This is a genomic window from Anaeromyxobacter dehalogenans 2CP-1, from assembly GCF_000022145.1.
GTDB classification, from domain to species: Bacteria; Myxococcota; Myxococcia; order Myxococcales; family Anaeromyxobacteraceae; genus Anaeromyxobacter; species Anaeromyxobacter dehalogenans.
Genome location: NC_011891.1, coordinates 1,704,566 through 1,729,128 on the forward strand (window position 1 = coordinate 1,704,566; position 24,563 = coordinate 1,729,128).

A 24,563-nucleotide genomic window follows, 5' to 3' on the forward strand; every position below is an offset into this window, starting at 1 on the left:
CGCGTGTAGACTCGCGCCATGCGCTGTCCCAACTGTGGAAACGAGGTCGGGCCCGACGCCGCCTGCCGCGCCTGCGGCGCGGTGCTGCGGGCCGGCGCCGCCGCGGCCGGCGACGTGCTCGCCACCACCTCCGCCTCGAGCACGCTCCGCTACCAGCTCGTGGGCGGCAACGCGTTCGCGTGCGCGCGCGTCGAGCTCGCCGCCGGCCAGTCCATCCTGGCCGAGGCCGGCGCGATGGTCTCGATGAGCGGCAACGTGGACCTGCAGTCGCGGATGCAGGGCGGCGTGATGGGCGCGCTCCGGCGCATGGTCACCCGCGAGTCCGTGTTCGTGTCGACGTTCACCGCGATGGGCGGGCCGGCCGAGGTGCTGCTCGCGCCGCCGGTGCCGGGCGACGTGATCGGGCTGGAGCTCGCGGGGCGCACGCTGCTGGTGCAGTCCTCCTCCTGGCTCGCCTCCGACCCGGAGACCCGAATCGACACCGAGTTCGCCGGCTTCCGCGGCCTGTTCGCCGGCGAGGGGCTGTTCTTCATCCGGCTCTCCGGCCGTGGCACGGCGCTGCTCTCGTCCTACGGCGCCATCGTGCGCCGGCCCATCCCGGCGGGCGGGCGCTACGTGGTCGACACCGGCCACGTGGTCGCGTTCGACGCCGCCATGCCGTACCAGGTGCGCAAGGCCAGCCGCCGCGGGTGGCTCCGCTCCATCGTGTCGGGCGAGGCCCTGGTGGCCGAGTTCGCCGGGCCGGGCGAGGTGTGGCTGCAGACGCGCAACCTGCAGGCGCTCGCCGGCGCGCTGTTCCCGCTGTTCCCCACGCAGCACCAGGGCGGCTCGGACCTCGGCCGCCTGTTCGGAGACTAGGATGCAGCGCGACCTTCAGGAGCGCCGCCGCGCGGCGCTGGTGGACCAGTTCCGCAAGGCGGGAGGGAAGGCCCTCTCGGTCCGCGAGGTGATGCAGCGCGGGAACATCCACCCCGGCGAGCGCACCGAGGTGAAGCGCGTGCTGCGCGACCTCGCGCGCGAGGGGGTGCTGCTCCGCGACGGCAACCGCTTCTCGCTGCCGGGGACGAAGCCCGCGTCGGCGGAGCGGGGCGGCCGGCGGCCGGGGCGCCCGGGCGACGGCGCCGGGGCGGGCCGGCTCGCGCCCTCGTCGCGCGGCCGCGGGCTGGCGGGCGCGGCCGGGCGGGCCGCGCGCAGCGGCGGCGTGCTCGGTACGCTCAAGAAGCACCGCGATGGCTTCGGGTTCGTGGCACGGATCGACCGCAAGGGCGAGGACGTGTTCGTGCCGCCGCACGAGGCGGCGCGCGCGCTCGACGGCGACCTGGTGCGCCTGGAGATCGTCCCGGCGCGCGGCGGGCGCACCGCCGGGAAGATCGTGGAGGTGGTGGAGCGCCGGCGGCGGCTGCTGGTCGGCACCTACCACGCGCGCGGGAAGCAGAGCTTCGTCGTCCCGGCCGACGCCGAGCTGGAGGGTTACGTGCCGGTGGCCGAGACGGCGGCCGCCCGCGACGGCGAGGTGGTGAAGGTCGCGCTCGACCCGGAGAGCCCGGAGCTGCGCGGCGAGGTGGTGGAGGCGATCGGCCGCCCGGGCGAGCCGCGCGTCGAGGTGCTGAAGGTCGCGTACGCGCGCGGGTTCGCCGACGTGTTCCCGGAGGCGGTGCAGGGCGAGGCGGTCGAGACGCCGGACCACGTCCGCTCCGAGGACTGGCGCGGCCGGCGCGACCTCACCGCGCTGCCGCTCGTCACCATCGACGGCGAGGACGCGCGCGACTTCGACGACGCGGTGCACGTGGAGCGGCTGCCCTCGCGCAAGGGCAAGCCCATGTACCGGCTGGTGGTGGCCATCGCCGACGTCGCCCACTACGTGCGGGCCGGCAGCGTGCTGGACCAGGAGGCGTTCCGGCGCGGGACCAGCGTCTACTTCCCGATGCAGGTGCTGCCCATGCTGCCGGAGCGGCTCTCCAACGGGATCTGCTCGCTCAACCCCGAGGTGGACCGGCTCTGCATGGTCGCCGACATGGTGGTGGACGGGCGCGGCGAGACGCACGCGACGGAGGTGTACGAGGCCGTGATGCGGAGCGCGGCCCGCTGCACGTACACCGAGGTGGCCCGCGTGCTCGCGGGCGAGCGGGTCCCCGGGCGCGAGCGCTTCCGCGAGTCGTTCGAGCTGATGGCCGAGCTGCAGGAGAAGCTCACCGCCATGCGGCGCCGCCGCGGCAGCATCGACTTCGACCTGCCCGAGGCGAAGATCGTCCTCGGCGACGACGGCGCCGTCGCCGCCATCGAGCGCCGGCCGCGCAACCGCGCGCACCGCATCGTCGAGGAGTTCATGCTGGCGGCGAACGAGGCGGTGGCGCGCTGGTTCGGCGCGCGCGACCTCCCCACCATCTATCGCGTGCACGGGCTGCCCGACGAGGAGAAGCTCCAGGCGCTCCTCGATCTCGCGGCGGCGCACGGCTTCGAGGTGCCGGAGCTGCCCGCCGACCCTCGCGCGCTGAACGCGCTGCTCGAGAAGTTCCACGGCCACGCCCAGCAGCGGGCGCTGAACCAGCTCCTGCTCCGGGCCATGATGCAGGCGGTCTACAGCCCGGAGAACATCGGCCACTACGGCCTGGCCGCCGAGCACTACCTGCACTTCACCTCGCCCATCCGCCGCTACCCCGACCTCGCGGTGCACCGGCTGCTCAAGGAGGAGTGGGCCCGGCGCCAGGGCCGGCCGGTGCGCGGCACGCCGGCCGAGGCGCTGGAGGAGATGGCGGCGCTGGCCTCGGAGCGCGAGCGCGCGGCCATGGAGGCCGAGCGCGAGATCGCGTCGTTCTACGCGGCGCTGTTCATGGAGGACAAGGTCGGCGAGACCTTCGACGGCGTGGTGGCGGCGGTGGTGGACTTCGGCGCGTTCGTCGAGCTGAAGCGCTGGATGGTCGAGGGCCTGGTCAAGGTGGAGGACCTCCCCGGCAACTTCGAGCTGGACGTCGTCCAGCACGCGCTGGTGGACGCCGCCGGCGGCCGGGCGATCCGCGTCGGCGACGAGGTGAAGATCCTGGTGGCGGCGGCGAGCCCGGTGCGGCGGCGGATCGACTTCGTGCTGGCCGGCGCGGAGGCGATGGCGGCCGCGGCGGAGGGCGCGCGGGGGAAGCGCCGGCGCGGTGGGCCGGGCGAGCGCGGGCCGGGCGAGGTGGCCGTGGCGAGGCCGGAGGCGGCGGCCGCGCGCGGTCCCGCCCGCGGGCGCGGCGACCTCGCCGAGGCGCTCCAGCGGCGCGCGGACGGCAAGGCGCCGCGGCGCGGCGAGGCGGGCGGCCGGCGCCCGGGCGCGCAGCCGCGCGGCGGGAAGCAGCAGGCCGGCGGCCGGCGGACGTCGGATGGCAGGCAGGGCGGCGGCAAGCCGCGGGGCGGGAAGCCGGGCGGCGGCGCCAAGGGCCGGCGCCGCGGGCGCTGAGGCCGGGCCGCCCTCAGGCCGGCGGGGTCCACTCGCCCCGGAGCGCGCGCAGGAACCGGCGCGCGCCCTCCACGCCGCCCTCGCCGGGCCCCGCCCCGTGGGTGGGCGCGTCTCCCCGCGGCACCAGGCGGGCGCCGCCGTCCTCCTCGAACGCGACCGCCAGGCCGCGGTCGCCCAGCGCGCGGAAGAACGGCTCCCACCCGCACCGCCCGGCCGTGTCGCCGTGGCCGGCGAGGGCCGGCGCGCCGTCGCGCAGGGCAGGGGACAGGTGGGCGCGGCCGGCCCGGTGCAGGATCTCGCCGCGATCGGCGGTGACGGTGGCGGGCATGGGGAAACCTCCACCCACCATCTCGCCGAAGCCGCCCGCCGCGCGCAACCCGCCGGTCGGGGTGCGGGCGCCCGCCCGGCGCGCTAATCACATGCCGTGACCGTCGCCCAGGGTGTCCTCGTGACCGCCGCCTCCGCCGCCGCCGGCCTCGTGAACGCCGTCGCGGGCGGCGGCACGCTGCTCACCTTCCCGGCGCTGCTGCTGGCCGGCCTCTCCCCGGTGACCGCGAACGCCACCAGCACGGTGGCGCTCTGGCCGGGCCAGATCTCCTCGGTGTGGGCCTACCGGCGCCACATCGACGAGGAGCGCCACCGCGCCATCGTGCTCGGGCTGCCGGCGCTGCTGGGCGGCGCGCTCGGCTCGGTGCTGCTGCTGGCGCTGCCGGAGAAGGCGTTCGCGGCGGTGGTGCCGTGGCTCATCCTGTTCGCCTGCGCGCTGCTCGCGCTCCAGGGGCCCATCCGCCGCGCGGTGGGGCACCAGGTCGCCGGCAACCACCCGGTGGCGCTCTGGATCATCCAGTTCCTCATCTCGGTGTACGGCGGCTACTTCGGCGCCGGGATCGGCATCCTGATGCTGGCGGCGATGGGCATCCTGCTGCCGTCCAGCCTGCAGCACGCGAACGCGCTCAAGGTGCTGTTCGCGCTGCTCACGAACGGCGTGGCGTGCGTGCTGTTCCTGGCGTGGGGCAAGGTGGATCCGCCGCTCGCCGCGCTGATGGCGGTCGCGTCGCTGGTCGGCGGCTGGGTGGGCGCGCACGTGGCGCAGCGCCTCCCGCCGGCGGGGATGAAGGCGTTCGCGATCGCGATCGGGCTGTTCGCGGCGGCGAAGTTCTTCTGGTAGCGGCCCGCCGCGGTGCCGCCGCGCCGCCGCTCCACCCGTCGGGCCCCGCGCCCCGCGTGGCGGGGCGGGCGGGGCTCCGGACGGGCGCGTGGCTACGGCTTCGCGCCGGCCGCGGCGGAGAAGTGGATGAGCGCCTCGAGCGCGTTCGTGGTGGTGAGCAGGCCCTGCAGGTCGCCCTGCGCGTTCACCACGAGGACGCCGTTCAGCTTGCGGTCGTGCAGCAGGCGCGCGGCCTCGGCCAGCGGCGTGTCCGGGTGGACGGTGTGCGGCGCCGGGTTCATCGCGGCGCGGACCGGGGTCTTGGAGAGCAGGTAGTGCAGCTCCCACTGGTCGAGGGTGGTCGCCTTCGCCGGCATGTAGCCGAACAGCATCTTCTCCGTCACCAGCCCGACCAGGCGCCCCTGCCGCATCACCGGCAGGCGCCGGATGTTCTTCTCCTTGAGCAGGTGGATCGCCTCGATCACCGAGGACTCGTCCTCGATGGTGATCGGGTTCTTCGTCATCCAGTCGCCGACCGTGAGCTTCGCGTCCGCCATGATCACATCCCCAGGAAGGCCTTCTTGACGTGGGCGTTGTCGAGCAGCTCCGCGCCCGTGCCCGAGAGTACCACCCGTCCCGTCTCCAGCACGTACGCGCGCGTGGAGATGCGGAGCGACTGGTAGACGTTCTGCTCCACCAGCAGGATGGTGGTCCCCTGGCGGTTGATCTCCTTGATGATCTCGAAGATGCTCTTCACCAGCAGCGGAGAGAGCCCCAGCGAGGGCTCGTCGAGCAGCAGCAGCTTCGGGTTCGCCATCAGGCCCCGCGCGATGGCCAGCATCTGCTGCTCGCCGCCGGACATGGTGCCGCCGAGCTGCTTCGCGCGCTCCTTCAGGCGGGGGAACAGGGTGAAGGCGCGCTCGATGTTGCGCTCGCGGTCCTTGCGCGTGGACTTCACGAACGAGCCCATCCGCAGGTTCTCGACCACCGTCATCTCCGGGAAGATGCGGCGGCCCTCCGGCACCTGCACGATGCCCAGCTCCACCACCTCGTGCGACGCCAGCTTGCGCAGGTCGTGGCCCTGGAACGTGATGTGGCCGTGGCCCGGCTTCACCAGGCGCGAGACGTTCTTCAGGATGGTGGACTTCCCGGCGCCGTTCGCGCCGACCACCGTCACGATCTCGCCCTGCTTCACCTCCAGGTCCACGTCCCAGAGGACCTTCAGGTCGCCGTAGGCGAAGGACAGCTTCTCGAGCTTCAGCATCACTCCACCTCCTCGCCCAGGTAGGCGGAGACCACGTCCTTGTTGTTCACGATCTCCTGCGGCACGCCCTCCGCCAGCTTCTCGCCGGAGTTGAGGACCACGATGCGATCGGAGATGCGCATGATGGCCTTCATGTCGTGCTCGATGACCATCTGCGTGAGGCCGCCCTTCCGGAGCTCGAGGATGAGCTGGATGATCTCCTCGGACTCGGCCGGGTTGAGGCCGCCCATCACCTCGTCGAGCAGCAGCAGCTCGGGCTTGGTGGCGAGCACGCGGGCCACCTCCAGCTTCTTCCGCTCGCCGATGGGCAGGCCGCCCGCCAGGAACGCCTCCTTGCGCTCGAGCTTCACGACGTGCAGCTGCTCCAGCGCCACCTGCCGCGCCACCCGCAGGCTGGTGGTGCGCGCCAGCGCGCCCACCATCACGTTGTCGAGCACCGTCATCTTCGCGAGCGGCCGCACCTTCTGCCAGGTGCGCACCATGCCGAGGTGGCAGACCTGGTTCGGCTGCAGGCCGTTCATCCGCACGCCCTTGAACAGCACCTCGCCCTTGGACGGCGGGTAGAAGCCGGTGATGCAGTTGAACAGCGTGGTCTTGCCGGCGCCGTTCGGGCCGATGAGGCCCATGATCATCCCCTTCTCCATCGTGAAGGAGACGTCGGAGTTCGCGGCGAGGCCGCCGAAGAACTTGGAGACGTGCTTGATCTCGAGGATCGCCATGGCGGTCTCTCCTAGGCCTTGGCCGCGGCGGGCGGGACGTCCTGCGGACGGCGGCCCCAGCGCGCCGTGACGCGCCGGATGACGCCGAGCACGCCCTCGGGCGCGAACAGGATCACGAGCACCACCAGGATGCCGTACACGAGCAGGTGGGCGTTGGAGAGGTAGCGCTCCACGAACGTCACGAAGCCCGAGTCCGGCGAGAGCACGCCGACCTGCACCAGACCCTTCGGGTTGCGCAGGATCTCGGAGAGCGGCACCAGCACCACCGCGCCGATCACCGGGCCGACGATGGTCCCGATGCCGCCGATGATGCAGAGCAGGACGATCTGCACCGACACGTCCAGGCCGAACACCGTGTTCGGGTCGATGAACTTCACGAACATGGCGTAGAAGCCGCCGGCCAGCGCGGTGAAGGCGGCCGAGATGGAGAGCGCCACGTTCTTGTAGAAGGACAGGTTGATGCCGAGCGAGTGCGCCGCGTCCTGGTCCTCCCGGATGGCCTGGAAGTAGTAGCCGAGCTTGGAGTGCTGGACGATCCAGTTGACCGCGACGGCCACCACCGCGAGACCCAGGCCCACGAAGTAGAAGGGCCGCTTGCCGAAGAACATGATCTCGTTGCCGAACAGGTTCAGCGTCGGGATCTCGCCGAGCAGGAAGCCCTCGGCGCCGCGGGTGAGGTCCTTGAAGTACAGGGTGGCGAGCCGGATGATCTCGGCGACCGAGATCGAGGCGAGCACGAAGTACGGCCCGCGCAGGCGGAAGGTGATGCTGCCGATGACGAGCGACAGCAGCACCGACGCCGCCATGGCCGCCCACACGCCCCACCACGGCGCGATCTTGTTCACCTCGAGCAGCATCACGGTGACGTACGCGCCCACGCCGAAGTACGCGGCGTGGCCGACCGAGTACTGCCCGGCGTAGCCGCCCACCACGTTCCAGGCCTGGCCCTGGATCACCGCCAGGAACAGCAGCACGCCCATGTGCAGCACGTACGGCTTCTTCACGAACTGCGGGAAGACCGCCAGCGCGGCGACGACCGCCAGGAACACGAGCAGGCCCACCACCGAGAAGCCGCGCGGGGCGCGGGAGGGGAGGGGAGAGAGGAGTCGGGTGCGCATCGGATCAGGCCCTCGTCTTGCCGAGCAGGCCGGCGGGCTTGAAGAGGAGCAGGGCGAGGAACAGCACGAAGGTGACCAGCTCCTTCAGCCCCGAGGCGATGTAGACGGCGGACAGCGACTCGGCCACGCCGATGATGATGCCGCCCAGCGTGGCGCCGACGACGCTGCCCATGCCGCCGAGCACCACGATCACGAACGCCTTCAGCGTGAAGGCGCTGCCCACCTGCGGGAAGATGTAGTAGGTCGGCGAGATCAGCGCGCCGGCGGTGCCGGCCAGCGCCGAGCCGATCCCGAACGCCAGCACCGACATGCGGCGCACGTTGATCCCCATGAGCTGGGCCGCGTCGCGGTCCTGGGCGGTGGCGCGGATGGCCTGGCCGGTGTCGGTCTTGAGCAGGAACCAGTAGAGCGCGCCGGTGATCGCCACCGTGATGAGGAACGCGTAGAGCAGCGGCTGCGAGATCGAGAGGCCGGCCAGCTTGTAGCTGGAGGACGAGTAGGTGGTGGTCAGGATCCGGTAGTCGGAGGTGAAGATCAGCATCACCGTGTTCGACATGATCAGGCCGAGGCCGATGGTGAGCAGGATCTGGTTCTGCGGCAGCGCGCCGAGCACCCGGTTGACGAAGCTCTTCTGCAGGAACGCGCCCCACAGGAACATCGCGGGCGCGACCAGCACGATCGACAGGAACGGATCGAGGTGCAGGCCGGTGAAGGCCAGCCAGGCGAGGTACATGCCGAGCATCAGCAGCTCGCCGTGCGCGAAGTTCGTCACGCGCATCACGCCGAAGATCAACGTGAGCCCGATCCCGATGAGCGCGTAGACGCCGCCCACGAGCAGGCCGCTCAGCACCGACTGCAAGAACACGATCATCGAGGCTCCTCCGCTGGACGCTTCACGCGCCCGCGCGCCGGCAGCGCGCCTTGCATCTCCGGCTCGACGGGGCCCGTCAGGGTACCGAAGCCGAGTTGGGACTTCAACGATCCACGGCCGCCCGGGCCGGAAAAAAGAGAGCCGGGGAGCGGTCGCGCCGCCCCCCGGCTCCGAGCTGCTTCACGCTGCGTGCGCGCGCGGCGCGCGCCGATCTACTTCCAGCCGGGGAACGGGTAGACGGCCTTCTTCTGCGCCGCTTCCTTAGGGAAGACGGTCTCCGACTTGCCGCCCTGGTACTGGATCACCGGCATGACGAGCTTGTTCTGGTTGGTGAAGCCCTCGTACGTCTCGAAGTCCACCTTGCCCATGATCCCGGTCCACGAGCCGTTCGCGAGCGCGTCTCGGATCTTCTTCCGGTCGCCGCCGTTCTTCGCGGCGGTCTCGCCCACGATCATCATCGCCGCGTAGGCGCAGGCCGCGTGGTACGTGGGCTTCTTGCCGTACTTCGCCTTGTAGCGATCGGCGAACGCGGTGGCCGCCTTGGACGACTCGGGCGTCCACTGGGTGACCGAGTAGACCAGGTTGGAGATGTCCTTCTCGCTCTCGAACTGCGCGGTGTCGAAGCCGGCGCCGCCGCCCAGGAACGCCTGCGGCTTCAGGCCCACCTCGCGCGACTGCCGCATCAGCAGGATGGCGTCGGCGACGTACGAGACCATGAAGACGAGGTCGGGGTTCTGCGCCTTGATCTTGGTGAGCGTGGAGCGGTAGTCGGGCGCGCCCTTCTGGTAGGCCTCGTCCGCCACGATCTTCAGGCCCTTCTTCTGCGCGTAGTCCTTGCCGGCGGTGGCGACCGACGCGCCGAAGTCGGTGGACTCGTAGATGAACGCGATCGACTTCGGCTTGCCGAACGTCAGCGCCGCGTCGATGAGCGACTGCGCGTACTGGTGCGCCGGGGCGTTCAGGCGGAACACCCAGTCGTAGCCCTGCTTGGTGATCTCCTCCTTCGCGGCGGCCGGAACGACCTGCGGGACCTTGTACTGCTGGGCCAGCTTCGCGACGGCGTTCGCGGTGGCGGAGGTGTACGGGCCGACCACGGCGGCGACCTCGTCGCCGGTGGCGAGCTGCTCCATGGCGCTCATGGCCACCTGCGGCTTGCCGGTGTCGTCCTGCTTCACGATCGTGACGCTCACGCCCTGCTTCTTGAGATCCTCGACGGCCATGTCCACGCCGTTGGTGAGGTTCTCGCCGATGGGCGCCTCGGGGCCGGTGATGGAGTTGATGAAGCCGATCTTCACCTGCGCGCTGCCGGTGCCGGGCAGCGCGAGGGCGAGCGCCGCCACGGCCATCGCGAGCTTCTTCGTCATGATTCGCTCCTGGGTGAAGGGGTGCGCTGAAAACACGAAGGGCGCCCGGGCGTCGCCCGGGCGCCCCTCGAGGAGAAGCTAGAACTTCAGCTGCGAGGAGACCGCGATCTGGGTCGCCTTCTGCTCGGGGTCGCTACCCGCAGGGGCGGCCAGGTACTTGGTCGTCACCTGCATCGCCTCGACGCCGAACCGCCAGAACTTGCCGGCGTTCACGAGCACGCCCCCGGCCAGCTGGCTGTTCTCGTACCGGGTGGAGTTCGTGGGGTCGGGCGTGACGCCGGCGATGGCGTCGGTCAGATCGCCCTTGTTCGCCTTCGCCTGGCCGTAGCCGATCGTCAGCCACACCTGCGGGATGGGCTTCACGATGCCCTGCGCCCAGAAGCCGTCCGACTTGACCTTCTGGTTCGGCGCGGCCACCTGCACGGCCGGCGAGCCGATGGTGTTGTACGTGTCGTCGGCGCCCTCGCCGGTGAAGTACTCGCCCTTGACCTGGAGGAACTGGGTCAGGTTGAGGTCGGCGTCCGCACCGAACATCCAGCCGTCCACGTCCTTCTCGGTCGGGGTGCCGTAGCGGTAGCGGCGGGTCTGCATGTGGTAGCCCGCGCCCACCGTGCCGCTGATGTCCGGGGCCGCCTTGACGCTGACCGCCGCGCGGGCCTCGAAGTTCGGCGTGCGGGAGGCGTTGCCGTAGCCGTAGTCCACCGGCGTGCCGGCGTCGGCGGGCGACAGCATGGCGGCGGCGAGGCTCAGGCCCACCGCGTCGAACTGGCCGTTGTACGACAGGCGGATCTGCGGCGCGCGGCGCCACAGGTTGCCGGCCTGCCAGAACAGCGGATCGGCGACCCACGCCAGCGACTCGGCGAACAGCGGGTTCACCAGGCCGTACTCCTGGCCGGCGAGGACCGCCCAGTTGCCGTACGGGGTCTTCCAGGTGGCGGTCATCGCCGCGAGGCGGAGCCGCATGACGCCGTTGTACCAGGCGGTGCTGGCCGTCGAGAGGTGGCCGGCCTTGAAGTCGAACTCGAGCACGCCGGTGAGCGCGGCGCCCGTCCAGTTCTCACCGGACGTCGCGAGCCGCATGCCGATGCGGGACTGGCGCGCGCTCATCAGGAACGCGCCGCCCTCGTTCGTGCCGGCCCTGGCCGCCTGGCCCGGGTAGTCCTTGTTCACGAGGGTGTTGCCGTCCCAGTACGCGTTGAGGAGCACGAAGCCGTAAGGCGTGACCTTGATCGTCTCCTCGGCCGGCTTCGCGGCCGGAGCCGGCGCAGCCGCGGGGGCGGCCTCCGCAGGCTTTGCGGCCTCGGTCGCCTGAGCGAGCGTCGCGAGAGGCAGCGACAGGGCGAGGCCTGCCACGAACAGCTTCTTCAGAGCCTTCATGCAGTTCCTCCAGAAATCGGAGCGCGGGTGTGTCCGGACGAATCGAGTTGCAGCCCGGACGGGTGGGAATTTCCTACCACATCAGGCAGACAGCCGAGCGCAGAATTGTTGTTCCGGTCGGCAAATCTTGCACCCGCGCAGGGACTGCGCGTTCGTGCCGCACTCCGTCAAGTGCGCGATCTTCCAGAGGTCCCGCGACCTGCTAGCGGCGGAGGCCGATCACCGTCACCGCATCGCCGCCCTCGTGCCGATCGCCGGAACGGGAGGCTCCCACGTAAGGGGATGCGGCAAGGTGATCCCGCAGCGCCTGCTTCAGCGCCCCGGTGCCGTGGCCGTGCAGCACCACGCACTCGGCTTCACCGTCCGAGTACATGCGGTCGAGGAAGCGATCGACCTCGCGCAGCAGCTCCTCCACGCGCAGGCCGCGCGCGTCGAGGCGGCGCTCGGCGCTCACCGGCGCGTCCGGCCGCGCCGCGCTCGCGGCCGCGAGCTTCTCCCCCCGCGTGCGAGCGAGCCCCGCGTCGCGCGCCTTGCCGGCGAGCGCCAGCAGGTCCTTCACCGGGCGGCGAATCTTGAGCGGCCCGGCGCGCACCAGCGCGTCCTTGCCGTCCACCTCGACGACCTCGCCCTCCTGCCCGAGCGACAGGATCCGCACCCGCGCGCCCGGCTTCAGCTCGCCGCCGGGCAGCGCCTCCGGGCCGGCCTCGGCGCGGGCGCGCGTGGCCTCCGCGGCCTGCGAGACCGTGGCGTGCCACGCGTCGAGCCGCGCCTTCGACTCGGCCGCCTTCTTCACGCTGGGCTGCGCCTGCAGCTCGGCCATGAGCTCGGCCACCTCGGCGCGCGCCGCCTCGATCTCCTCCGCCAGCGCCGCGCCCATGCGCGCGCCCGCGTCGCGCTCCGCCCGCCGCGCCGCCTCCTCCGCCGCCCGCGCGCGCTGCTCGGCCGCCCGGGCCGCGGCGCGCGCCTCCTCTGCGCCGCGCCGCTCGGCCGCGAGCCGGCCGCGCTCGTCGTCGAGCGCGCGGAGCGCCTCGCCCAGCGCGCCGCCCTGGCCGTGCCGCGCCGCGCGCGCCCGCTCCACCACCGCGGGCGGCAGCCCGACCCGCGCCGCGACCTCGATGGCCGACGAGCTGCCCGGCGCGCCCAGGTGCACCTGGTAGGTGGGCACCAGCCGCTCCGCGTCGAAGCCGACGCGGGCGTTGCCGTAGCGGGCGTCGGTGAGCGCGAGCGCCTTCAGCTCGTCGAGGTGGGTGGTGACGAGCACGGTGGCCCCGCGCTCGACCAGCGCCTCGAGGATCGCCGCGGCGAGCGCGGCGCCCTCGCGCGGATCGGTGTCGGCGGCGATCTCGTCCACCAGGATCAACGAGCCCGGCACCGCGCCGGCCAGCATGTCCTTCACCGCGGTGAGGTGCGCGGTGAAGGTGGACAGGTCCTTGGTGAGGTCGCCGCGCTCGTCCACCGCCGCCTTCACCTCCAGGTAGAACGGGAGGCGCGAGCCCTCGGCGGCCGCCACCGGCAGGCCGGCGCGCAGCATGAGCGCCGAGAGGCCCACCGCGGTGATGGCCACCGTCTTGCCGCCGCCGTTCGGGCCGGAGACGATGAGCGCGCGCTGCGGGGGCGAGAGGCGCACGTGGCTGGCCACCACCTTCTTGGCCTGCAGCACGAGCAGCGGGTGGCGGAGCGAGAGCAGCTCGAAGCCGGCCGGCTCCGGGCCCACCTCCGGCGCGTGCGCGTCGAGATCCGACGCGAGCCGGGCCTCCGCCTCGAGCAGGTCGAGGCGGGCCAGCAGCTGGAGGTCGCGCGCCAGCGCGCCGGCGCCGGCGGTGAGCGCCTGCGACAGCTCGCGGAGGATGCGCTGCTCCTCCTCGGCGGCCATGGCGTTCGCGATGGACAGCTCGTTGCCGAGCTCCACCATCGAGTCCGGCTCCACGAACAGCGTCTGGCCGGACTGCGAGGCGTTGTGGACGATGCCCGGGACCTGCCCGCGCGCGCTCGCCAGCACCGGGAGCACGTAGCGGTCGTTGCGGATGGTGAAGTAGCGGTCGCGCAGGTTGCGCTGCATGTCGCCGTCGTCGAGCAGCGCCTCGACCTGGGCCTTCAGGGCGCGGTGCAGCCCGCGGGAGCGGTCGCGCGCGGCGGCGAGGGCCGGGCTGGCGCGGTCGGAGATCGACCCGTCCGGCTCGATGGCGCGCTCGATGCGATCCGCCACCCCCGCGCTCGGCGAGAGCGCCTCGGCGAGCGCCCACAGCCGCGGGAGCTCGGCCGCGCGCGGCTCCAGCGTGGCCCGGGTGCGGGCGGCGGCGCGGGCGAGCCCGGCGCACTCGCGGAGCGCGAGCGGCTCGAGCACGCCGCCCTTGGCCGCGCGGTCGAGGTGCGGCTCCACGTCGGCGACGCCGCCGAGCGGCAGCGACGTGCCCGCCTCCGAGAGCGCGCGCGCCTCGCCCACCCGCGCCAGCGCCTCGCGGACGGCGGGCGCGTCCGGCAGGAAGGGGAGGGCGGCGGCCTGGCGGCGCCCCGCCGGCAGCCGGCAGCGGCCCGCCAGCGCCTCCAGGATCCACGGCCAGCCCAGCTCGTTCAGCGTGTCTTCGGCGCGCATGCGGGCCGTGACCTACCGCGCCTGGCGGCGGCGCGCCAGGGCCGGCGCGCGCCGGGGGAAGGGGCGAGCGGTCCCCGGGGTTATCATGCGCGTGATGCGCTCCCTCCCGCTCCTGGTCCTCGCCACCGTCGCCGCCGCGGCCACCGCAGGCTGCACCCCCCGCGCCCGGTCCTTCTCGCGGCCGCCCACCGCCGCGGCGCCGAAGCCGCAGGCCGCCCCGGCGCCGGCTGCGGCGGCGACCCCGGCCGCCGCGCCCGCGGCCTCCCCCGCGCAGCCCACCGCGGCGGGCGCAGCCGCCCCCGCCACCCCGTCCGCGCCCGCCCCCGCACCGGCGGCCGGGCCCGGCGGCCGGCGCCCGCGCACCGAGGTGCTGGTGGCCCGCGCCGAGGCGCTGCGCGCCGACGGCGACGTGGAGGGCGCGCGCGAGATCCTCGAGGCCGCGTTCGCGCTCGCGACCGCGTCCGGCGAGGCGCGCCTCGCGCTGGCCGACCTGCTGGTGGCGGACGGCCGCGAGCTGGATCGCGCCGCCACGCTCATCGGCGGCGCGCCGGAGGCCGCGGCGGTGCCGCGGCGCCGCGTGCTGGCCGGCCGCCTGGCCGAGCTGCGCGGGGACGACGCCACCGCGGTCGCCGAGTACGCGGCCGCGCTCGACCTGGGCGCCGACGCCGAGGTCCGGGTCCGCCGCGCGCTCGCGCTGGAGCGGCTCGGGCGCGGCGACGAGGCGCTGCTGGAGCTGCACCGCGCCAGCCGCGAGCGGCCCGGGGACGCGCTGGTGCGCGCCCGCCTCGCCGAGCGCTACGAGGCGGCGGGGCTGCTGCCGGCCGCCGAGGCGGAGCTGGTGGCGGCGGCGGAGGCCGCGCCGGAGCGCGCCGCCGGCTGGGACCGGCTGGCGCGCTTCTACGCGCGCACGCACCGCGACGAGAAGGCGCGCGCCGCCGAGGCGAAGGCCCGCGCCGCGGCCGGCACGCCGCGCGAGCGCGTGCTGCGGCCGCTGCTGCCGTCCAGCCGCTGATCGTGCGGGGAGCCGGGCGGGCCGCCGGGGCGCTACGCCGGGGGAACGCCGTCCGGCCGTCCTGCCCCGTCCTCGGGGGTCGCCGGCTCGGGCCGGCCCAGGGCGCGATCGAGCACCCAGGCGACGGCCCACGCGCGGGGAACCCCCGCGGCCAGGCTGCCGAGCGCCACGCCCCAGGGCGGGGACAGGTAGACCAGGATGAGCAGGCCGCCCGACAGCACCCAGAACGCGGTGAGCACCCAGGCGAGGGCGCGCCGGCGCCTCGGCGCGTCCTCCAGCGCGACCGCCATGAGCGCCGCGATGGCCCCGTTCACCGCCGAGGCGGCCACCGAGACGGTGACCAGGATGGCGGTGCGATCCAACGCCAGGAGATCCCTGAAGAGCTCGGCCGCGTGGTCGAGGAGGAGGTAGGGCGGGGCGATCGCGTGGACCTGCGCGGCGGCCGCGTCGCACGCGAGGTGGACGGCGCCCGCGAGGGCCGCCAGGGCGAGGCCGTGGACGCGTCGGGGTGGGCCGGGCATCTCGCCGTGTGTAGCAGGTCGGCGCCGCCCCTCGCCACTCGCCCGAGGTCGCCTGGCCGTCCGCGGAACCGGTGTCTAGATTCGTCGCGGAGGACGGAACCCGTGCCGGATCCCGCTGCCCAGCCCGCTCGCCGCCACCTGCGCCTCGCCCCCGCCCCCGGCCCCCGCGGCAGCCCCGAGGGTCGGCTCGCGCTGCTCGCGCGCACGCTCGTCGCCGCGGTGGCGCTCGTCCTCGTGACCGCGCGGGCCTGGCTCGCCGCGGCGCTCGCGCTCTTCCCGCTGCTCTGGCGGCGCGCGCCCCTCGGCCGGCGGGTCACCCCGCTGGCGCGGCGCGAGGCGCGCGTGATCCCGTTCCAGCGCCGCCGCCAGGCGATGCCTCGCTGACGGCGCCCCTCCGCCGGAGGGGAGGTGCCCCGTGAAGATCGGCGTCGTCACCGAGTACTACTACCCGAGCGTCGGGGGCATCCAGGAGCACGTCCACCACTTCGCCCGCGAGGCGAGGCGGCTCGGGCACACGGTCCGGATCGTCACCTCGGCCATGCCGGACCTGGGCGACGGAGCGGCCACGCCGCAGCCCGACGTGATCCGCCTGGGCCGCAGCCTGCCGGCGTACACCAACGGCGGCTTCGGCCGCGTCACCGGCGGGCTCGGCATCCGCGGCGCCGTGCGGGAGGTGCTCGCCCGCGAGCGCTTCGACGTGGTCCACGTGCACGCGCCGCTCACCCCGGTGCTGCCCCTGCTCGCGATCCACCAGGCCACCGGGCCGATCGTCGGCACGTTCCACACCAACTTCCGGCCCGGCCTGCTGTTCCGGATGATGCGCGGGCCGCTGCAGCGCTACCTCGACCGGCTCGACGCGGCGGTGGCGGTCTCGCAGGCCTGCCTGGGCGCGTTCCGCGATCGCCTGCACGCGGACTTCCGCATCATCCCGAACGGCGTGGACACCGAGCGCTTCGCGCGCGGGCGCCGCATCCGCCGCTACGACGACGGCAAGCTGAACGTGCTGTTCGTGGGCCGGCTCGAGCCGCGCAACGGCCTCGACCGGCTGCTCGCGGCGTTCCACCGCGCCTGGCGCCAGGTGGGGGCGCGCCTGATCGTTCTGGGCGACGGCCCGCTCCTGCCGCGCTATCGTGCCATGGTGCCGCGCGAGCTGCGGGAGGACGTGGTGTTCGCGGGACGAGTGCTCGACGAGCGCCCGGACTGGTACGCCACCGCCGACGTGTACTGCGCGCCGACGCGCGTGGCGAGCTTCGGGGTGACGCTGCTCGAGGCGATGGCGGCGGGCAAGCCGGTGCTGGCCGCGGACATCGACGGCTTCCGGGAGGTCATGCAGCACGGCCGCGAGGGCGAGCTGCTCTCCGGCGACGATCCCGCCGCGTGGGCGCGGGCGCTGGTGCGCATCGCGCGCGAGCCGGCCCGCGCGCAGGCGTACGGCGAGCGCGGCCGCCTCACCGCCCAGCGCTACGCCTGGCCCTCGGTGACGCGCGAGGTGCTCGGGCTGTACCGCTCCATCGGCGTCCGGGGCTGAGGCGCGCGTGCCGGCCCGCAAGCGGCTCGCGGTGGCGCTGGCGGTGCTCGGGGGCGTGGCGCTGCTCGCGCTGGCGGCGTGGCTGGCGATCCGGGGACGCCCGGGACCCGGCGCGGCGCTCGGGCTCGCCACGGTCGCCGCCGCGCTCGGCGTCCTCCAGGCGCTCTGGGTGCCGTTCGATCTCACCGGCCGGAGCCTGCGGCGCGGGCCGCCGGGGTCGCGGGCGGTGGCGCTCACCTTCGACGACGGGCCCTCCGACGACACGCCGGCGGTGCTGGCCGCGCTCGACCGCGCCGGCGTCCGGGCCACGTTCTTCGTGCTGGGCGAGGCGGCGCGCCGCGCGCCGGAGCGGGTCCGGGAGGTCGCCCGCCGCGGGCACCTGGTGGCGCTGCACGGCGACACGCACGCGAAGCTGCTCCTGGCGGGGCCGCGGCGGGTGGCCGCCGAGCTCGATCGCTGCGCCGACGCCATCCGCGCCGCCGGCGTCGAGCCCGCGCCGCTGTTCCGCGCGCCGCACGGCTTCCGCGGCCCGTTCCTCGGGCCGGCGCTGCGCCGGCGCGGCCTCACGCTGGTGGGCTGGACGCGCGGCGTCTTCGACACCGAGCGCCCGGGCGCCGAGGCCATCGCGGCGAGCGCCAGCCGCCGCATGCGGCCCGGCGAGATCCTGCTGCTGCACGACGGCTGCGCCACGCCCGGGATCGACCCGCGCCGCGACCAGACCGCCGCTGCGGTGCCGGAGATCGTCCGCCGCTGGCGCGAGGCCGGGTACGCGTTCGTGACGCTGGACGCGTTCGCCGCGCCGCGGGGGGCGGAGGGCGGGGCGGGCGCCGCCGCGCGGGGAGGGGCGTAGCGGATGGGCGAGCGGCTCGCCGGCCTGCGGTCCCTCGCGCCGGCGCGGCCCGGGAGCCGGACCGCGCTGCACCTGGCCGGCCTCGCCGTCGTCGCCGGGCTGGCGGTGCTGGCGGCGCGCCACGTGGACCTGCGCGAGGTCGCGGGCGTGCTCGCCCGGGCGGACCCGCTGCTGCTGCTCGCCGCCAGCGGCGCGAACCTGCTCTCGCTCGCGCTGCACAGCGCGCGCTGGGCCTCGGTGGTGCGAGGGCCCGCGCTGCGGGTGCGCTTCCGCGACGCGTTCTCGGCGGTGGTGTCCGGCTTCGCGCTGTCGCTCGTGATCCCGGCCCGGGCCGGCGACGTCGCCCGCGCCATGCTGCTCTCGCGCCGGTCGGGCGTGCCGGTGGCGTCGCTCCTCACCGCCGCGGCGCTCGACTACGTGGTCGGCGCCGCCACGCTGGTGCCGCTGCTCGCGGCGCTGGCGCTGCTCGGACCGCTGCCCGGCTGGGCGCGCCACGTGCTCCTCGTGTTCGCCGCGGTGGCCGTGGCGGGCGTGCTCCTGGCGCGGCTGCTCCGGCCGCCGCGCGGGCGCGCGCCGGAGCGGGGCGGGGGGGCGGGCCTGCTGGTGCGGCTGCGGGCGGGCCTGGCCGCGGCGCACGATCCGCGCGCGCTGGCCGCGTCGTTCGCGTGGGGCCTCGCCGGCTGGGCCGCCGAGGTGCTCATCGCGCTGTGCGCGCTGGCGGCGGTGGGCCTCGCGCCGTCGCTCTGGGCGGCGGGGCTGGCCGTGGTGGCGTCCACCGCGGCCAACGTGGTGGCGGTGTCGCCCGGGAACGCCGGGCCGTTCGAGGCGGCGGTGGTGCTCGCGCTGGCGGGGGCGGGCGCGCCGCGCGAGGCCGCGCTGGCGTTCGCGCTGCTGTACCACCTGGCGCACCTCGCGCCGGTCGGGCTGGTGGGCGGCGCGATGCTCCTGCGGGAGGCCCGCGCGGCGGGACGGGACGCTCCGACGGGTCCGTAGTACCCTCCGCGCCGGTGACGGCGCAGCGCAAGCCGGAGGGCGGGGAGGACGCGGGGGCGGCGGACGCCGCCGACGTCGCGGCCGCCCTGCGCGGCGATCGCGCCGCCCAGCGCGCGCTCTACGACCGGTACCGTCCGGCGGTGCACCGGCTGGCGCGCAGCTTCCCCGCGCTCGACGCGGACGACGCCGAGGACGTGGTGCAGGACGCGTTCGTCCGCGCGTTCGCGAGCCTGGCCCGGCTGGAGCAGCCGGCGCGCTTCGGCGGCTGGCTGCTCACCATCGCCCGCAACCGGGCCATCACCCGCATCGCCCGCGGCCGGGCGCGGAGCCAGCTCGCCGAGGAGCTGGGGCGCGAGGCCGAGGCGCTGGGGGCGGGCGAGGCCGAGGCCCCGGATCCCGAGGCCGGCGCGGAGCTGGAGCTGGTGCGCCGGGTGGTGGACGAGCTGCCGGAGGGGCCGGAGAAGGAGACGGTCCGGCTCTTCTACCTGGAGGGCCAGCTCACCGCGCGCGAGATCGCGGCCAGGCTGGGCGTCGGCAAGAGCGCGATCACCATGCGGCTCGAGCGGTTCCGGGCCAAGGTGAAGCGTCGGCTGCTGGCCGAGGTGGCCAGGCTGCGGGGTGAGGAGTCCTAGGCACGTGGTCCACCTGACCGAACCCGTCTACGCGAGGCTGATCCGGGGCGAGCTTCCCCCGGACGAGGCGGCGGCCTGGGCGCGCCACCTCGAGTCCGGCTGCGACGCCTGCGAGGCGTTCCTCGCCGCCCGGCCGGGGCCGGACGCGCTCGACGCGCGCGCCGACCGGGCGCTGGCGGCGCTCGGCCCGCCCGGCGCGCCCGGCGACGATCTCGAGTACCGCCGCATCGAGCAGCGGCTCGCCCAGGGCCGGATGGTGGATGCCCGGCGCGCCGCGCCCCGCCGCCTCCCGCGCCCGGCGCTCGCGATCGCCGCGGGCATGGCCGCGGCCGGGCTCGCCGGGCTGTGGCTCGCGAGCCGGGCGCCGGAGCGGCCGGGCCGGCCGGAGTGGACGGGCGAGAAGGGCATGGGCGCGGCGCCGGCCGCGGCCCCGGTGCGGCTGCGCTTCCTCGTGGTCACGCGCGGCGCCGGCGCGCCCTCGGTGGAGAAGGGCGTCTCCGGGCAGCCGGTGCCCGCCGCCGCCAGCCTGCAGTTCGAGGTGGAGCTGGGGCGCGCCGCGCAGGTGGCGCTGGTGCGCGCGGCGCCGGGGCGCCCGCCCGAGGTGTTCTTCCGCGAGTCCCTGCCCGCGGGCCGCACCGTGGTCGCGGTGGACGGCCGGCCGGCGGCGTACCCGCTGGCGGAGCTCTCGGGCCCGCAGCGCTTCGTGGCGGTCTCGAGCCCCGCCGCGCTGGACGAGGCCGCGATCGCGCGCGCCGCCGGGCAGGTGGCGGGCGGTGCGCGGATGGAGCCGTCCGCCGCCGGTCCGGAGGGGCTTTCGGTGGACGCGGTGGACGTCACGGTGCAATAGGAGGGGCTGCGCCGGCGCGAGGGGTCGCGCCGGGACGGGGGCCACGGGGCGGTCCCCTCGACCGGAGCAACGGCCGGCGGCGGCCGAGGGAACCGCCGGCGGCGAGACGAAGGAGCCCGATGTTCGCGCCGTCCCCCAGCCCGCCACGGCCCGCGGCCGCGCCCGCTCGCGCGCGCCGCGCCTGCGCGCTGCTCGCCGCGGTCGCCTGCCTCGCCCCGCCCGCCGCCCGCGCCGACGATCCCGCCCCGCCCTCGGCGCCTCCCGCCGCGCCGGCCGCGTCCTCGGAGAAGGGCGGGCTCGTGCCGCTCGACCTGCCGCGCGCCAGCGTGGCGGCGGCCCACGCGCCGCGGCGGATCGCGCTGCTCCTCGGCGTGCAGCGCTTCGACGACGCGAGCTGGCGGCCGCTCAGGTACCCCGACGCCGACGCGCGCGCGCTCGGCGAGGCGCTGCGGGATCCGGGCGGGTTCGACGAGGTGCGGGTGCTCACCGGCGCCACGCGCGCCGAGGTGCGCGACGCGCTCCGGGCGCTCGCCGCGTCCGACCGCGACGAGCGCGACACGGTGGTCGTCTACGTCTCCTCGCACGGCACGCTGGCGCGCGACGCGGCCGGCCAGCTCCGGCGCTACCTGGTGGTGCGCGACACCCGGCTCGACGACGTGCCCGGCACCGCGCTCGCCATGGACGAGCTGAACGCCGAGTTCGACCACCTCCGCTCGCGGCGCAAGGTGCTGGTGCTCGCCACCTGCCACTCCGGCGGCGGCAAGTCGCTCCTGCCCGACGAGGTCCGCCGCGAGCTCGAGGCCACCAAGGCCGGGTTCCTGGTGCGGCCCATCGAGGAGGTCTCGCGCGCGAGCACCGTGCTCGCCGCCAGCGACTGGGGCGAGACCGCGCGCGAGGACGAGCGGCTCGGGCACGACATCTACACGTACTTCCTGGTCGAGGCGCTCCGCGCCGGCGCCGACCGCAACGGCGACGGGGCGGTGACCGCCTCGGAGGCGCACGACTACGCCCGCCGCCGGACCTACGCCTACACCGCCGGCCGGCAGCGGCCCAGCGCCGAGTCCACCGAGGTGGGCGCGGATCCCATCGTGCTGGTCGGGCGGGTGGAGCGGAAGGGGAAGCCGGAGCTGTACAGCTACGCCACGCGGCTCGACGGGTTCACGGTGAGCGTCGACGGGCGTCCGCTGGCGGAGCTGCCGGGCGGGGTGGTGCTCGAGCCCGGCCGCAGCCGTGTGCAGCTCGCGAAGGGCGGCGGGCCGGCGCTCCTCGACCGCACCGTCTCGCTCGACCCGGGCGAGCGGGTGGACGTGATGACGCTCCTCGAGCACGCCAAGGGGCGCTGGGAGGCGGCGCCGCGGGTGGCGCTGCTCGCGTTCCTGGACGCGCGCAGCCGGCGCGAGGTGCTCGGGCCCGTCCCCGGCATCGGCGCGGCGCTCACCGCGCGCGGCTGGCCGGCCCCCTCGCTCTCGCTCCGGCTCGACCTCGTCGGCTCGTTCGGCCGCTCGCGCATCCGGCAGGGCGGGGCCGAGGCCACGTTCGACTACACCGCGCTCGCGGCCGGCGTCGGCGTGCCCTGGCGATTCGAGCCGGCGGCGCTCCGCGGCGCGGCGCTCCTCGCCGGCCCGCGCCTCTCGCTGCTCTGGCTCGACCGGCGCTTCGACCTCGCGCTCGCGCCGCCCGCGCAGCGCGTGCTGACGTTCACCCCGGGGCTGCTGCTCGGCGCCGCGATGCCGCTCGGGCGCGGCTTCACCGCGGGCGCGGAGCTGCACGTCGACTGGCTCCTGCTCCGCGTGGACGGGGAGAACCGCTCCACCGGCCTCGCCGAGCTGCTGGTCGGCGCGGGGTATCGCTTCTGATGGGCGCGTGGCCGGCAGCCTGGGCCCCGGGGTCCGACGGACGGAGGTTCCGCCGCATGTCGCGAACGACGCTGGCCGTGCTCCTCGCGCTCACCCTCGGGTGTGGCGGCCTGGACAGCCCTGACCTGTCCACCGGCCAGGTGCAGGGGCGCATCCTGGGGGCTTCCGCCGGCGCGTACGTGTACCCGCTCGGCAGGCCCGACCTGGTGGTCCGCGCCGGCGCCGCCGGCGACTTCGCCTATCGCCTCGCGCTCCCGCGCGGCGCGCACGACCTCGTGCTCTACGACGGCGGCGTGCGCGCGGAGCGGGTACCGGTCGAGGTCGAGGGCGCGGGGCTGCGCACGGTCGCCGACCGGCGCGGGGAGGGCGCCGCGGGCGCCGCCGCGAAGATGCCGTTCGCCGGCGCGATCCTGGCCGGCGTCCGCGCGGTGGGCGGGGCGCTGCCGCTCGACCCGCGGCTCGACGTGACCGGCACCGACCCCGGCGCCAGGCTCCCGCTCGGCACCACCACCGCGCTGTTCCAGCCGCTGCCCGCCGGCCGCTACCGGCTCACCGCCGAGATGGTGGGCTTCGTGAAGGGCGGGGCCGACGTGGACGTGGTGGAGGGCGCGAGCACGTCCTACGAGCTCGACCTGCTGGTGGACGACGACGAGGCCGAGAAGGGGTGCGCGGCCACCGGCGGCTGCGAGAGCAGCGCGCTCGAGTGCGAGGACGACGGGCTCTGCCACGACGCGGATCCTTCGGGCAGCGCCTGCGCCTACACCTGCGACGGCGGCGCGCTCTGCCCGGCGGGCCTCGACTGCAGCGGCGGCCAGTGCCTCGCCGACCGCGACTGCGCCACGTACCTGTCCGTCGCCGGCACGCCGTGCGTGAGCGACGACGTCTGCGACGACGCGCTCCACGACGGCTCCTGCCGCCGGTCCTCGCCCGAGCAGCCCGGCTACTGCACCGCGCCCTGCCAGGACGCGGCGCAGTGCGCCCCGTTCGGCGCCGGCTGGACCTGCGACGGTGGCCTCTGCGCGCCGCCGCCGTGATCGGCGCGGTCGCCCGCAGCGAACGCTCCCGGCTCGTCCCTCGACCGGCCTCGGGGCGAGCGCGTCGTCGCAGGGCCGCGGAAGGCGCTGCACGCGCGCGCCGCCGCGAGGTACAACGTCGCGAGCCGCCCGGCCCGGGCGGCCCCGCGAGCCCCCACGCATGAGCCCACGCCGACCGCCGACCCCACGAACGCGCCCGCGCGCCCCGCGCCGCGGCCCGGTCCGCTCCGGCCTGGACGTGCTGGCCGCGCGCCGCTTCGCGCCGCTGCGCGGGCGCGCGGTGGGCCTGGTGTGCAACCCGACCGCGGTCACCTCGCGGCTCGTGCACGCGGCCGACCTGCTGCACGGCGCGCGCGGCGTGCGGCTCGCGGCGCTGTTCGGGCCGGAGCACGGCGTCCGGGGCGACGCGCAGTACATGGCGGCGGTGGAGGGCGACCGCGATCCCCGCACCGGCGTGCCGGTGCACTCGCTCTACGGGGCCACGCCGGCGTCGCTGAAGCCGCGGCCGGAGCACCTGGCGGGCCTGGACGCGCTGGTGTTCGACATCCAGGACGTCGGCACGCGCTTCTACACGTACCAGGCCACCATGATGCTGTGCATGGAGGCGGCCGCCGCGGCGCGGCTCGCGTTCGTGGTGCTGGACCGGCCCGACCCCATCGACGGGGTGCGGGTGGAGGGCCCCGCGCTGCGCCCGGGCTTCGAGAGCTTCTGCGGGCTGCACGATCTGGCGGTGCGCCACGGCATGACGGTGGGCGAGCTGGCGCTGCTGTTCCGCGCCGAGCGGCGGCTCGACCTCGAGCTCGAGATCGTGCCGTGCGAGGGGTGGCGGCGCGGGCAGCGCTTCCGCGACACCGGCCTGCCCTGGGTGTTCCCGTCGCCCAACATGCCCACGCCGGAGACCGCGCTGGTCTATCCGGGCATGTGCCTGCTCGAGGGCACCAACCTGTCGGAGGGGCGCGGCACCACCCGTCCGTTCGAGCTGTTCGGCGCGCCCTGGCTGGACGGCGCGCGCCTCGCGGCCGACCTCGCGCGCGACCGCCTCCCGGGCGTGGCCTTCCGCCCGGTGAGCTTCGTGCCGACCTGGGATAAGCACGCCGGAATCCGCTGCCACGGCGTGGAGCTGCACGTGACCGAGCCCGAGCGCTTCCGCCCGTTCCGCACCGGCCTCGCCTGCGTCATCCGCGCCCGCGCCCAGGAGCCGGCCCGGTTCGCCTGGCGCACCGAGCCGTACGAGTTCGTGGCGGACGTCCCGGCGTTCGACCTGCTGTGCGGCTCGGCCCGGGAGCGCGAGGGCATCGAGGCGGGGGCCTCGGCCGCCGAGCTGGCACGGGCGTTCGCGCCGGAGGAGCGGGCCTTCGCCCGCCGTCGCGCGCCCTTCCTGCGCTATCGCGACCTGCGCTAGCC

At 75.3% G+C, this 24,563-nt stretch carries 23 protein-coding genes; 13 read left to right on the forward strand and 10 right to left on the reverse strand.

All coding sequences use genetic code 11. The features are described from left to right. The first annotated feature begins 18 nt into the window (after positions 1-18). Positions 19-858, forward strand: coding sequence for a TIGR00266 family protein (locus A2CP1_RS07660; protein WP_245530009.1), 840 nt, complete (start codon positions 19-21; stop codon positions 856-858). Between the two features lies 1 nt (position 859). Then, positions 860-3,433, forward strand: coding sequence for a ribonuclease R (rnr, locus tag A2CP1_RS07665; protein WP_012632807.1), 2,574 nt, complete (start codon positions 860-862; stop codon positions 3,431-3,433). Positions 3,434-3,446: 13 nt separating this feature from the next. On the opposite strand, the gene A2CP1_RS07670 is transcribed toward rnr, so the two are convergent. Continuing rightward, positions 3,447-3,761 carry a hypothetical protein gene (locus A2CP1_RS07670; RefSeq protein WP_012632808.1) on the reverse strand — a complete coding sequence of 105 codons (315 nt, stop codon included), beginning with the start codon at positions 3,759-3,761 and terminating at the stop codon, positions 3,447-3,449. A 96-nt stretch (positions 3,762-3,857) separates the two neighbouring features. On the opposite strand from A2CP1_RS07670, the gene A2CP1_RS07675 reads away from it, so the two are divergent. After that, complete coding sequence (locus A2CP1_RS07675) at positions 3,858-4,601, forward strand: sulfite exporter TauE/SafE family protein (protein WP_012632809.1); 744 nt, start codon at positions 3,858-3,860, stop codon at positions 4,599-4,601. A 92-nt stretch (positions 4,602-4,693) separates the two neighbouring features. On the opposite strand, the gene A2CP1_RS07680 is transcribed toward A2CP1_RS07675, so the two are convergent. The 8 genes from A2CP1_RS07680 to A2CP1_RS07715 all read right to left on the reverse strand — a co-directional run bounded on the left by A2CP1_RS07680 (position 4,694) and on the right by A2CP1_RS07715 (position 13,886). Further along, a complete protein-coding gene (locus A2CP1_RS07680) occupies positions 4,694-5,137 on the reverse strand; it encodes a CBS domain-containing protein (RefSeq protein WP_012632810.1) in 444 nt (147 codons plus the stop codon). A 2-nt stretch (positions 5,138-5,139) separates the two neighbouring features. After that, positions 5,140-5,844 (reverse strand): ABC transporter ATP-binding protein, encoded by a 705-nt coding sequence (locus A2CP1_RS07685; RefSeq protein ID WP_012632811.1) that lies wholly within the window; start codon positions 5,842-5,844, stop codon positions 5,140-5,142. Further along, positions 5,844-6,563 (reverse strand): ABC transporter ATP-binding protein, encoded by a 720-nt coding sequence (locus A2CP1_RS07690; protein ID WP_012632812.1) that lies wholly within the window; start codon positions 6,561-6,563, stop codon positions 5,844-5,846. Before A2CP1_RS07690 ends, A2CP1_RS07685 begins: the two co-directional genes overlap by 1 nt. A gap of 11 nt (positions 6,564-6,574) precedes the next feature. Next, complete coding sequence (locus A2CP1_RS07695) at positions 6,575-7,681, reverse strand: branched-chain amino acid ABC transporter permease (protein ID WP_012632813.1); 1,107 nt, start codon at positions 7,679-7,681, stop codon at positions 6,575-6,577. Positions 7,682-7,685: 4 nt separating this feature from the next. After that, on the reverse strand, positions 7,686-8,552 hold the full coding sequence (locus tag A2CP1_RS07700) for a branched-chain amino acid ABC transporter permease (RefSeq protein WP_012632814.1): 867 nt from the start codon (positions 8,550-8,552) through the stop codon (positions 7,686-7,688). Positions 8,553-8,764: 212 nt separating this feature from the next. Beyond that, on the reverse strand, positions 8,765-9,916 hold the full coding sequence (locus A2CP1_RS07705) for an ABC transporter substrate-binding protein (RefSeq protein ID WP_012632815.1): 1,152 nt from the start codon (positions 9,914-9,916) through the stop codon (positions 8,765-8,767). A 78-nt stretch (positions 9,917-9,994) separates the two neighbouring features. After that, positions 9,995-11,293 (reverse strand): hypothetical protein, encoded by a 1,299-nt coding sequence (locus A2CP1_RS07710; protein WP_012632816.1) that lies wholly within the window; start codon positions 11,291-11,293, stop codon positions 9,995-9,997. A 202-nt stretch (positions 11,294-11,495) separates the two neighbouring features. Continuing rightward, positions 11,496-13,886, reverse strand: a complete 2,391-nt coding sequence (locus A2CP1_RS07715; RefSeq protein ID WP_012632817.1) for an endonuclease MutS2 — start codon at positions 13,884-13,886, stop codon at positions 11,496-11,498. 94 nt (positions 13,887-13,980) lie between these two features. Between A2CP1_RS07715 and A2CP1_RS07720 the strand changes: the two genes are divergently transcribed. Then, entirely contained in the window at positions 13,981-14,898 is a 918-nt protein-coding gene (locus tag A2CP1_RS07720) for a tetratricopeptide repeat protein (protein WP_245530010.1), read from the forward strand. Between the two features lie 32 nt (positions 14,899-14,930). Here the strand turns inward: A2CP1_RS07720 and A2CP1_RS07725 are convergent, their stop codons facing one another. Then, positions 14,931-15,419: a hypothetical protein gene (locus tag A2CP1_RS07725; protein ID WP_012632819.1), complete on the reverse strand. Its 489-nt coding sequence runs from the start codon at positions 15,417-15,419 to the stop codon at positions 14,931-14,933. 102 nt (positions 15,420-15,521) lie between these two features. Between A2CP1_RS07725 and A2CP1_RS07730 the strand changes: the two genes are divergently transcribed. The 9 genes from A2CP1_RS07730 (at position 15,522) to A2CP1_RS07770 (ending at position 24,561) form a co-directional block, all read left to right on the forward strand. Next, entirely contained in the window at positions 15,522-15,803 is a 282-nt protein-coding gene (locus A2CP1_RS07730; protein WP_012525495.1) for a hypothetical protein, read from the forward strand. Between the two features lie 31 nt (positions 15,804-15,834). Further along, complete coding sequence (locus A2CP1_RS07735; RefSeq protein WP_012632820.1) at positions 15,835-16,947, forward strand: glycosyltransferase family 4 protein; 1,113 nt, start codon at positions 15,835-15,837, stop codon at positions 16,945-16,947. Between the two features lie 7 nt (positions 16,948-16,954). After that, a complete protein-coding gene (locus A2CP1_RS07740; RefSeq protein ID WP_012632821.1) occupies positions 16,955-17,797 on the forward strand; it encodes a polysaccharide deacetylase family protein in 843 nt (280 codons plus the stop codon). 3 nt (positions 17,798-17,800) lie between these two features. Further along, a complete protein-coding gene (locus A2CP1_RS07745; protein WP_012632822.1) occupies positions 17,801-18,790 on the forward strand; it encodes a lysylphosphatidylglycerol synthase transmembrane domain-containing protein in 990 nt (329 codons plus the stop codon). 14 nt (positions 18,791-18,804) lie between these two features. Beyond that, positions 18,805-19,422, forward strand: a complete 618-nt coding sequence (locus A2CP1_RS07750) for an RNA polymerase sigma factor (protein WP_012632823.1) — start codon at positions 18,805-18,807, stop codon at positions 19,420-19,422. Between the two features lie 4 nt (positions 19,423-19,426). Beyond that, a complete protein-coding gene (locus A2CP1_RS07755) occupies positions 19,427-20,269 on the forward strand; it encodes a hypothetical protein (RefSeq protein WP_012632824.1) in 843 nt (280 codons plus the stop codon). A gap of 119 nt (positions 20,270-20,388) precedes the next feature. Further along, positions 20,389-22,125, forward strand: a complete 1,737-nt coding sequence (locus A2CP1_RS07760) for a caspase family protein (protein WP_012632825.1) — start codon at positions 20,389-20,391, stop codon at positions 22,123-22,125. 56 nt (positions 22,126-22,181) lie between these two features. Further along, positions 22,182-23,159, forward strand: coding sequence for a hypothetical protein (locus A2CP1_RS07765; protein WP_012632826.1), 978 nt, complete (start codon positions 22,182-22,184; stop codon positions 23,157-23,159). Positions 23,160-23,319: 160 nt separating this feature from the next. Further along, the gene (locus tag A2CP1_RS07770; RefSeq protein ID WP_012632827.1) at positions 23,320-24,561 is read left to right on the forward strand and encodes an exo-beta-N-acetylmuramidase NamZ family protein; all 1,242 of its coding nucleotides are present in this window, start codon (positions 23,320-23,322) and stop codon (positions 24,559-24,561) included. Positions 24,562-24,563 lie beyond the last annotated feature (2 nt).

Bases quoted from the DNA above. Each gene is read 5' to 3' on its own strand.
- A2CP1_RS07745 (WP_012632822.1), top strand. From the start codon at position 17,801: ATGGGCGAGCGGCTCGCCGGCCTGCGGTCCCTCGCGCCGGCGCGGCCC.
- A2CP1_RS07680 (WP_012632810.1), bottom strand. From the start codon at position 5,137: ATGGCGGACGCGAAGCTCACGGTCGGCGACTGGATGACGAAGAACCCG.
- A2CP1_RS07695 (WP_012632813.1), bottom strand. From the start codon at position 7,681: ATGCGCACCCGACTCCTCTCTCCCCTCCCCTCCCGCGCCCCGCGCGGC.
- A2CP1_RS07685 (WP_012632811.1), bottom strand. From the start codon at position 5,844: ATGCTGAAGCTCGAGAAGCTGTCCTTCGCCTACGGCGACCTGAAGGTC.
- A2CP1_RS07765 (WP_012632826.1), top strand. From the start codon at position 22,182: ATGTCGCGAACGACGCTGGCCGTGCTCCTCGCGCTCACCCTCGGGTGT.
- A2CP1_RS07690 (WP_012632812.1), bottom strand. From the start codon at position 6,563: ATGGCGATCCTCGAGATCAAGCACGTCTCCAAGTTCTTCGGCGGCCTC.
- A2CP1_RS07705 (WP_012632815.1), bottom strand. From the start codon at position 9,916: ATGACGAAGAAGCTCGCGATGGCCGTGGCGGCGCTCGCCCTCGCGCTG.
- A2CP1_RS07700 (WP_012632814.1), bottom strand. From the start codon at position 8,552: ATGATCGTGTTCTTGCAGTCGGTGCTGAGCGGCCTGCTCGTGGGCGGC.
- A2CP1_RS07770 (WP_012632827.1), top strand. From the start codon at position 23,320: ATGAGCCCACGCCGACCGCCGACCCCACGAACGCGCCCGCGCGCCCCG.
- A2CP1_RS07725 (WP_012632819.1), bottom strand. From the start codon at position 15,419: ATGCCCGGCCCACCCCGACGCGTCCACGGCCTCGCCCTGGCGGCCCTC.
- A2CP1_RS07710 (WP_012632816.1), bottom strand. From the start codon at position 11,293: ATGAAGGCTCTGAAGAAGCTGTTCGTGGCAGGCCTCGCCCTGTCGCTG.
- A2CP1_RS07715 (WP_012632817.1), bottom strand. From the start codon at position 13,886: ATGCGCGCCGAAGACACGCTGAACGAGCTGGGCTGGCCGTGGATCCTG.
- A2CP1_RS07720 (WP_245530010.1), top strand. From the start codon at position 13,981: ATGCGCTCCCTCCCGCTCCTGGTCCTCGCCACCGTCGCCGCCGCGGCC.
- rnr (WP_012632807.1), top strand. From the start codon at position 860: ATGCAGCGCGACCTTCAGGAGCGCCGCCGCGCGGCGCTGGTGGACCAG.
- A2CP1_RS07670 (WP_012632808.1), bottom strand. From the start codon at position 3,761: ATGCCCGCCACCGTCACCGCCGATCGCGGCGAGATCCTGCACCGGGCC.
- A2CP1_RS07760 (WP_012632825.1), top strand. From the start codon at position 20,389: ATGTTCGCGCCGTCCCCCAGCCCGCCACGGCCCGCGGCCGCGCCCGCT.
- A2CP1_RS07660 (WP_245530009.1), top strand. From the start codon at position 19: ATGCGCTGTCCCAACTGTGGAAACGAGGTCGGGCCCGACGCCGCCTGC.